Source organism: Streptomyces sp. NPDC059989 (assembly GCF_042736975.1).
In the GTDB taxonomy this organism is placed as follows: Bacteria; Actinomycetota; Actinomycetes; order Streptomycetales; family Streptomycetaceae; genus Streptomyces.
The window spans coordinates 1-8,708 of record NZ_JBHWUO010000108.1 but is presented as its reverse complement, the minus strand read 5'-3'; the positions used below and the strand labels follow the sequence as shown (position 1 = coordinate 8,708).

The following is an 8,708-nucleotide window of genomic DNA, read 5'->3' as shown; positions in this document are numbered from 1 at the left end:
GGAACGGACGCTTCCTTTGTACTCACCCTCTCGGGCTTTCCTCCGGGCTTTCGTTCTGTTCTTGCGTTTCCGACTCTATCAGACTCTTTCGGGCCCGATTTCCTCGGCGCTTTCGAGGTTCTACGCTTTCGCGCTTTCCCTTTCCGGCGATTCCGACTCTATCAGCGATTCCCGGTCTCCCTGACCACCCTCCGCTTTCCCGAAAAGGGCATGCGGAAAGAAGTCGAGATCAAGATCGATACTGAAGAGGAGGAGTCCCGTCCATCAGACGTTCGCGAGAAGTTCACACGAGGCGTCCTGGCGGGAGTCACGACAGTACAGGTCCCGTGATGCCCAAGCAAATCGAATCAGGCGTATGGTCTAGTCCACCGGTCTAGTCCACTAGTCTCCGTGCCAAAGGGCCAGCCCAGGTCGGGACCAACATCGGGCGAACCCGAACATCCTGTGACATATCCTTCTGAAGAGTACGCCGTTCGCGACAGGTAGTGACGGCGACACGAAGAAGCCCCACCCCTGGGAGGCCCCCATGACCAGCGTGACGTCCCCACTTGCCGGGCGCGCCATCGGACTCGCGGCAGTGCCCGATCCGGTGTTCTCCGGCGCGATGGTGGGACCGGGCACCGCTATTGATCCCGTGCGTGAGCCCTCGGAGGCGGTGTCCCCCGTCGATGGTGTGGTCGTCTCCCTGCACCCGCACGCGTACGTCGTAGTCGACGGCGATGGCCACGGTGTACTCACGCACCTGGGGATCGACACCGTGCAGCTCAACGGCGAGGGCTTCGAGCTCCTCGTGAACAAGGGCGACACCGTGGCCCGCGGCCAGGCCGTCATCCGTTGGAACCCCGCCGCGGTCGAGGCCGCGGGCAAGTCCCCCATCTGCCCGATCGTGGCGCTGGAGGCCTCGGCCGAGTCCCTCTCCGGTGTGGCCGAGAGCGGCGACATGAAGGCCGGGGACGTTCTCTTCAGCTGGAAGTGACCGCGTCCGCCTAGACAGGCGAGTCGGACATCCACCGCGGCGGCTGGGCCCGCCGCTCAATCGGAGACGGGTGAAATGGAGACAACGCTGCGAGGCGTCGGCGTGAGCCACGGTGTGGCGATCGGCGAGGTCCGGCACATGGGTACGGCGGTTCTCGAACCGCCGGCGAAGCAGATCACCGCGGATGAGGCGGAGCGCGAACAGGGGCGCGCCCGTCAGGCCGTGGAGGCTGTCTCGGCCGACCTGATCGCGCGCGGCCAGCTGGCCGGTGGCGAGGCTCAGCACGTGCTCGAGGCCCAGGCGATGATCGCCACGGACCCCGAGCTGATGGCGGACGTGGACCGGCGGATCGCCGTCGGCAGCACCGCCGAGCGTGGCGTGTACGACGCCTTCGCCTCCTACCGCGATCTGCTCGCGGGGGCCGGCGAGTACATGGCCGGCCGGGTGGCCGACCTGGACGACGTACGGAACCGCATCGTGGCGCGCCTGCTGGGTGTGCCGATGCCGGGTGTGCCGGACAGCGACGAGCCCTACGTACTGATCGCGCGGGACCTTGCCCCCGCCGACACGGCTCTGCTGGACCCGGCGCTCGTGCTCGGCTTCGTCACCGAGGAAGGCGGCCCGACCAGCCACAGCGCGATCCTCGCGCGGGCGCTGGGCGTGCCGGCGATCGTGGCGCTGCCGGGTGCCGGTGAGATCGCCGAGGGTACGGTCATCGCCGTCGACGGCAGCACCGGTGATCTGTTCGTCGAGCCGAGCGAGGAGAAGCGGGCCGAGCTGGAGGCCGCGGCGGCCGAGCGCAAGGCCGCTCTCGCCGCGTCGTCCGGTCCGGGTGCCACGTCCGACGGCCACAAGGTGCCGCTGCTGGCCAACGTCGGCGGTCCGGCGGACGTGCCGGCGGCCGTGGAGGCCGGGGCCGAGGGTGTGGGTCTGTTCCGCACCGAGTTCCTGTTCCTGGACGACAGCAAGAAGGCGCCGTCCGAGGAGAAGCAGATCGAGTCGTACCGCAAGGTGCTCGAGGCCTTCCCCGAGGGCCGGGTCGTGGTGCGGGTGCTGGACGCCGGCGCCGACAAGCCGCTGGACTTCCTGACTCCGGGCGACGAGCCGAACCCGGCGCTCGGCGTGCGCGGTCTGCGGTCGCTGCTGGACCACCCGGACGTGCTGCGTACGCAGCTCACCGCGCTGGCCAAGGCCGCCGAGGGGCTGCCCGTCTACCTCGAGGTCATGGCCCCGATGGTGGCGGACCGGACCGACGCCAAGGCTTTTGCGGACGCGTGCCGCGCGGCGGGTCTGAGGGCGAAGTTCGGCGCGATGGTGGAGATCCCGTCCGCCGCGCTGCGGGCGCGCTCGATCCTCCAGGAGGTCGAGTTCCTGTCGCTGGGCACCAACGACCTGGCACAGTACGCCTTCGCCGCGGACCGTCAGGTCGGTGCGGTGTCGCGTCTGCAGGACCCGTGGCAGCCGGCGCTGCTCGACCTGATCGCCATGTCGGCGGAAGCCGCCAAGGCGGAGGGCAAGAGCTGCGGTGTCTGTGGCGAGGCCGCTTCGGACCCGCTGCTGGCCTGTGTGCTGACGGGTCTGGGTGTCACCTCCCTGTCGATGGGTGCCGCTTCGATTCCGTACGTCCGGGCGACGCTCGCCAAGTACACCCTCGCGCAGTGCGAGCGGGCGGCTGCCGCCGCGCGCGCGTGCGACAGCGCCGAGGAGGCCCGCGTGGCCGCGCAGGCGGTGCTCTCCGGCGAGTAGCCGCCGGACGGTGTGCGCAGCAAGTCGATCGAGGGGCCTTCGCCGGTGGCGAGGGCCCCTCGGCCGTTTCGTCTAGCGGTGTGGGCCCGGGGCGTCCACCTCGTAGCCCGGGCAGTATTCGACGCGCGGTTCGGGGGCCACGGGGTCCCCGGTGTCGGCGTCCGTGCAGTAGGCGTTGAAGACGGCGGCGGCCGAGAGGGCGGTCAGGCGGCCGCGGTCCAGGCGCCAGCCGTGGACCCGGTCCCGGAAGCCCTCGGTGGTGCTCCGCAGGACCAGTCCCCCGGGGCCGCCGAGGGCGAGTCCGGCGGCGAGGACGGTCACGAAGTCGAGGCCCTCGCGGCCCTCGATGCGGGGTGGCGCCTCCGGGTCGTCGCCGACGTCGGCGTGGAGGACGGCGACGAGCTGTTCCGCCTCGGTCGGGACGCTGCACACGAGGTGGTGGTGGCCGCGGCCCGCGCCGGCCACCAGGCGTTCGAGCGCGGCGGCGGCGCGTTCGAAGGAGGCCTGGCCGATGTCCTCTCCGCAGTCGGCGCAGGTGCCGACCCCGGCGAGGAGGCTGGTGGCGTACTCCCAGGTGGCCTGCCGGACGGCCTCGTCGACGAGGAGCGGGACGAGTTCGTCGATGGGCTGGCCGGCGTAGGGCAGGCCGGCGCCGGTGCCGGCGAGCTCCGCCGTGAAGCGGGTGCGGGCCTCGGCGGTGTCCGGGTCGAGGCCGTGCTCCGCGCAGTACTCGGCGTACTCCTCGGGGTCGAAGAGGGCGACGGTCGTGTGGATGCCCTGGGCCGCGAGGGAGCGGAGCAGGGCGTCGACGTGGCGCAGGTAGTCGGCGTACTCGTCGTGGCGGTCGAACGCGAAGCTGCCGTAGCCCCGCATGGCCGCGAAGTCCCCGGCGTCGGCGAGCAGGCCGACGGTGCTGGGGACCTCGCGGCGCAGGATGCGGCGCCGGTCGCTGCCGATCGCCCGGCGCGTCCGCGAGGTCCTTCCGGACGTGTTGGTGCTGGTGGTGCCGCTGGTGCTGGTGTTGTTTCCGGTGTCCTTCTTCGGTGGCATGGTTCCCCCTGAGTGACGCAATCACTTGCTCACTCAGAGTAATCACCGCCACTGACAGTGAGCTCAGCGGCGGGTGCGGGCCAGCTCCTCGTAGAAGTGGAGGAGGTCGATGTTGTCGACGGAGCCCGGGTTGACCGCCTTGGCCAGGGGCGCGCCCTGGAGGAGCCGCTTGACCGGGACCTCGATGCGCTTGCCCGTGAGGGTGTGCGGGATGGCCGGGACCTCGATGATCTCGTCGGGGACGTGGCGCGGGGAGAGTTCCTCGCGGATCGTCGCCTTGATCCGGGCGCGCAGGTCCTCGTCGAGGGTGGCGCCGGGGGCGAGGTGGACGAAGAGCGGCATCCAGTAGCCGCCGTTCGGCTCCTCCAGGCCGATGACGAGGGATTCCTTGATCTCGGGGAGGCGCTCGACGGCCTCGTAGATGTCGGCGGAGCCCATCCGGACGCCCTGGCGGTTGAGCGTGGAGTCGGAGCGGCCGTGGATGATCACCGAGCCGTGGTCGGTGATGGTGATCCAGTCCCCGTGGCGCCAGACGCCCGGGAACATCTCGAAGTAGCTGTCGCGGTAGCGGCTGCCGTCGGGGTCGTTCCAGAAGCGGATCGGCATGGACGGCATGGGGTTGGTGACGACGAGCTCGCCGACCTCGCCGATCACGGGCTTGCCGGACGGGTCCCAAGCCTGGAGGTCCGTACCGAGGCAGGCGGCCTGGAGCTCGCCGATGTGGACGGGGAGGGTGGGGACGGCGCCGGCGAAGCAGCTGCACACGTCGGTGCCGCCGCTGACGGAGGCGATCCAGAGGTCCTCGGCCACCTCGTCGTGCAGCCAGCGGAAGCCGTCGGGCGGGAGCGGGGAGCCGGTGGTGGCCACGCACTTCACGGCGGAGAGGTCGAAGTCCCGGCCGGGGTGGACCTCGGCCTTGCGGCAGGCCATCACGTAGGCGGCGGAGGTGCCATAGAGGGTGGCCTTGGTGCGCTCGGCGATGCGCCACTGGGCGCCGGTGTCGGGGTAGCCGGGGCTGCCGTCGTAGAGGACGACGGTCGTGCCGGTGAGCAGGCCGGAGACGAGGAAGTTCCACATCATCCAGCCGGTGGAGGTGTACCAGAAGAACCGGTCCTCCGGGCCGAGGTCGCAGTGCAGGCCGAGCTGCTTGAGGTGTTCGAGGAGGATGCCGCCCTGGGACTGGACGATCGCCTTGGGCAGGCCGGTGGTGCCGGAGGAGTACAGGACCCAGAGGGGGTGGTCGAAGGGGACCGCCTCGAAGACGGGCTCCGCATCGCCCGAGGTCAGGTCCGCCCAGGTCAGGGCTGCCTCGGGGGCCGGCGTGCCGAGCAGCGGGATGTGGACGACGGCGCGCAGGGAGGGCAGCTCGGCGCGGAGTTCGGCGACGGTGTCGCGGCGGTCGTGCTCCTTGCCGCCGTAGCGGTATCCGTCCACGGTGAACAGGACGACCGGCTCGACCTGCTGGAAGCGGTCGAGGACGCTGCGGGCGCCGAAATCGGGGGCGCAGGAGGTCCAGACGGCGCCGATCGCGGCGGTGGCGAGGAGGGCGGTGACGGCCTCGGGGATGTTGGGGAGGTAGCCGCTGACCCGGTCGCCGGGGCGTACGCCGAGAGCGCGCAGCTCGGCGGCGAGCGAGCCGACCTGGCGGCGGAGCTCGGCCCAGGTGACGGGGGTGGGCTCGTGGGTCTCGTCCACGCACAGCAGGGCGGCGTCGTCGGCGCGGGCCGGGTCCTCGGCGGCGCGCAGGGCGTGCTCGGCGTAGTTCAGGGTGGATCCGGTGAACCAGCGGGCGCCCGGCATGGAGCGGTCGGCGAGGACGGAGTCGTACGGGGTGGTGAAGCGGACCTCGAACCACTCGGCGACGGCCTGCCAGAAGGTGTCGAGCTCGTCGACGGACCAGCTCTGCAGGGCGGGGTAGCCGCCGTCGGCCGGGGCTCCGTGGCGCTCGGCGGCCCAGGCCTGGAAGGCGGTGATCCGGGCCGCGGCGATCCGGTCGGGGCCGGGGGCCCAGAGGGGTTCCGGCTGCGTGGCTGAGGTCATGGGTCGGCTCCCGGTCAAGTCTGCGGCTCGCGCTTCGTGTGCGTACGGTGCCATCGCGCGGGGGGTGTGCGCGCGGCGGCTCACTGGGACGATGCCATGTGATCGACATCCGCACCAGAGCCGTTTTCACCGCTTGCGGTGTCGGCGGTGTGTGTGCCGCCACCAGTCGCCGCGGGTCGCCTGTGGGTGAACGACAGTTGAACGCACCACGCTCGGCCGGGAGCCGGTGGCAGGGTGATCTCCATGAACGGTCGTGATCTCGTGCGTGCGGTCAAGGACATCGGTACGGAGCGGGGACGGCGCGCCTGGCTCTCGGCGTGGCGCCACCGGCGCGCGGACGCGGAGGGGCTTCCGCGCCGGGGCGCGGAGCGGGCGCGTGTCCCGGGGCTGCTGCTGGGTACGGAGCCTCGGCCGGGCGGGGGCGTGCTGCGGTTCGCGCGCTCGGAGCTGCTGGTACGGGTCACGGCGGGCGGGGCCGTGTTCTGGGGCTGGGACGGGGCCGGGCCGACGCCCTCGTACGCGGTGGTGGGCAGCGGGCCCGAGCCGGATCCGCGGGCGGTGCTGGAGCCTGACACCGGGGGCGGCTGGCGGGTGGTGTCGGAGCGGGTGACGGTGGCGGTGTCCCGGCACGGGGCCGTCGAGGTGCGGACCCCGGGCGGGACGGTGCTGAGGCGGGAGCTGCCGCCGCGGTGGTGGGAGCCGGTTCCCCTGGCCGGGGAGGCTGCGGGTGGGGGGACCCCGGGTGGGGCCGGGACCCCCAGTGGGGACGGGACCGCTGGAGAGGACGGTGCTCCGGGCCGGGGCGGGGGCGTGACTGGGCCGGGAGGGCCGGTGCGGCTTCAGGATCGGGGCTCCGCCCCGGACCCCGCGCCTCAAACGCCGGCGAGGCTGAATTGGCCCCCGGCGAGGCTGAACGGCCGCCCGGCGAGGCCGGAACCGCGGTGGTTGCAGCGGAGCGAGGTGCCGGCGGACGCGCGGTTCTTCGGGCTGGGCGGGCGGGCGGCGGGGCCGCGGCTGCGGGACGGGGCGTACCGGCTGTGGAACACGGACCCGAAGGGGGGCTTCGGGCCGGGCGTCGATCCGCTGTACCTGACGATGCCCGTGCAGATGGTGGTCGCGGACGCGGGGACGCACCTGGTCTTCCACGACAACACCTGGGACGGCCGGGTGGTGCTGCGCGAGGGCGAGGAGGGAGCGGGCTCGGGGGTGGACCGGCCGGGGGTGACCGAGCTGCGCATGGAGGGCGGTCCGCTGCGGTGCTGGGTGCTGGTGGGAACGCCGGCGCGGGTGCTCCAGGGCTGGTCGGGGCTGACGGGCGGCGCCGCGGTGCCGCCGGAGTGGGCGCTGGGGTACCAGCACGCGCGGTGGGGGTTCGGGAGCGCGGCGGAGGTGCGGCGCGTGGTCGGGGGGTACGCGTCGCGCGGGCTCGCGCTGTCGGCCGTACACCTGGACATCGACCACTACGACGGGCACCGGGTGTTCACGGTGGACGGGGAGCGGTTCCCCGATCTGCCCGGTCTGGCCCGGGAGTTGGGCGAGCAGGGGGTGCGGCTCGTCTCGATCGTGGATCCGGCGGTGAAGACGGGCGACGCCGTGCACGCCTCGGGGCGCGGGGTGGGGGCGGGCGGTGCCTTCGTACGGGACGCGCAGGGCGGTGAGGTGCGCGGCGAGGTCTGGCCGGGCGAGTGCGTGTACCCGGACTTCACCGATCCGGCGGTGCGGGAGTGGTGGGGCGGGCTGTACGAGGAGCGGCTCGCGCAGGGCTTCGCCGGTTTCTGGCACGACATGAACGAGCCGGTGTCCTTCGCGCCGTTCGGGGACGCCACGCTGCCGCGGTCGGCGCGGCACGCGATGGACGGTGCGGGCGGGGACCACCGGGCCGGGCACAACGTGTACGCGCTCGGGATGGCGCGGGCGGGCTGGGAGGGGCTGGTGCGGCTGCGGCCGGCGGAGCGGCCGTTCCTGTTCTCCCGGTCGGGGTGGGCGGGGATGCAGAGGTACGGGGGCACGTGGTCGGGGGATGTGGAGACCAGCTGGGAGGGGCTGCGGGCCTCGCTGGCACTGGTGTTGGGGCTCGGGCTGTGCGGGGTGCCGTACTCGGGGCCGGACGTCGGCGGCTTCGGCGGGTCGCCCTCCCCCGAGTTGTACGTGCGGTGGCTGCAACTGGGGGCGTACCTGCCGCTGTTCCGGACGCATTCGGCGATCTGGGCGGGGCGGCGGGAGCCGTGGGAGTTCGGGCCGGAGGTGGAGGAACAGGCGCGGGCGGTGATGGCGGAGCGGGAGCGGCTGAGGCCGTACTTCGTGACGCTGGCCCACCTGGCGCGGCGGACGGGGGCCCCGTACGTACGGCCGCTGTGGTGGGGGACGCCGGAGGAGCGGGGGCTGCGGGACTGCGAGGACGCGTTCCTGCTGGGTGACGCGCTGCTGGTCGCCCCGGTGCTGGAGTGCGGGGCGGACCGGCGGGCGGTACGGCTGCCGCGGGGCCGGTGGTACGACACGGCGACGGGGGCGGCGTACGAGGGCCCGGGGCAGATCCTGCTGGACGCCCCGCGGGGGCGGATCCCGGTGCTGGCGCGGGCGGGGTCGGTGCTGCCGGTCCGCTCCGCGGGGGGTGACGGGGTGGCCTTGGAGGCCTGGGCTCCGGCGCGGGGGCGTACGGGCGGCGGGGTGGTGATCCGGGACCCGGGGCCGGGGTTCGAGGCGGGCGAGGTGGAGCGGTACACCGTGCGGTGGGTGGGGGACGCGGTGGTGGTGGAGACCGAGGCCGGGGGGCCGGTGGAGGGTGTGGTGGTACGGGGCGTCTAGGCGGTGTCTGATGGCTCTTGCCCGGGTGGTGGATCTGTTGCCGTTCCGGGCATGAGTCGGTCATGGTGCGTCGGCATGAACTGACGAATGC

At 72.7% G+C, this 8,708-nt stretch carries 6 protein-coding genes; 4 read left to right on the top strand and 2 right to left on the bottom strand.

The genetic code is table 11. The annotated features are described in order from the left end of the window. The 3 genes from ACFWBN_RS39225 to ptsP form a co-directional block, all read left to right on the top strand. Positions 1-330: hypothetical protein (locus tag ACFWBN_RS39225; RefSeq protein ID WP_385186499.1), on the top strand; the 330-nt coding region annotated here is incomplete at its 5' end. Between the two features lie 196 nt (positions 331-526). Beyond that, positions 527-976, top strand: coding sequence for a PTS glucose transporter subunit IIA (locus tag ACFWBN_RS39220; protein ID WP_385186496.1), 450 nt, complete (start codon positions 527-529; stop codon positions 974-976). A 75-nt stretch (positions 977-1,051) separates the two neighbouring features. Beyond that, complete coding sequence (gene ptsP / locus ACFWBN_RS39215) at positions 1,052-2,722, top strand: phosphoenolpyruvate--protein phosphotransferase (RefSeq protein ID WP_385186493.1); 1,671 nt, start codon at positions 1,052-1,054, stop codon at positions 2,720-2,722. A gap of 72 nt (positions 2,723-2,794) precedes the next feature. Here ptsP and ACFWBN_RS39210 read toward each other — a convergent pair whose 3' ends face one another. After that, the gene (locus ACFWBN_RS39210) at positions 2,795-3,772 is read right to left on the bottom strand and encodes a hypothetical protein (protein ID WP_385186490.1); all 978 of its coding nucleotides are present in this window, start codon (positions 3,770-3,772) and stop codon (positions 2,795-2,797) included. Positions 3,773-3,835: 63 nt separating this feature from the next. Beyond that, on the bottom strand, positions 3,836-5,812 hold the full coding sequence (locus ACFWBN_RS39205; RefSeq protein WP_385186487.1) for an acetoacetate--CoA ligase: 1,977 nt from the start codon (positions 5,810-5,812) through the stop codon (positions 3,836-3,838). A gap of 243 nt (positions 5,813-6,055) precedes the next feature. Between ACFWBN_RS39205 and ACFWBN_RS39200 the strand changes: the two genes are divergently transcribed. Beyond that, positions 6,056-8,617, top strand: coding sequence for a glycoside hydrolase family 31 protein (locus ACFWBN_RS39200; protein WP_385186484.1), 2,562 nt, complete (start codon positions 6,056-6,058; stop codon positions 8,615-8,617). Positions 8,618-8,708: the final 91 nt, after the last annotated feature.

Coding starts and splice junctions, on each gene's coding strand:
- ACFWBN_RS39220 (WP_385186496.1), top strand. CDS start 527: ATGACCAGCGTGACGTCCCCACTTGCCGGGCGCGCCATCGGACTCGCG.
- ptsP (WP_385186493.1), top strand. CDS start 1,052: ATGGAGACAACGCTGCGAGGCGTCGGCGTGAGCCACGGTGTGGCGATC.
- ACFWBN_RS39210 (WP_385186490.1), bottom strand. CDS start 3,772: ATGCCACCGAAGAAGGACACCGGAAACAACACCAGCACCAGCGGCACC.
- ACFWBN_RS39205 (WP_385186487.1), bottom strand. CDS start 5,812: ATGACCTCAGCCACGCAGCCGGAACCCCTCTGGGCCCCCGGCCCCGAC.
- ACFWBN_RS39200 (WP_385186484.1), top strand. CDS start 6,056: ATGAACGGTCGTGATCTCGTGCGTGCGGTCAAGGACATCGGTACGGAG.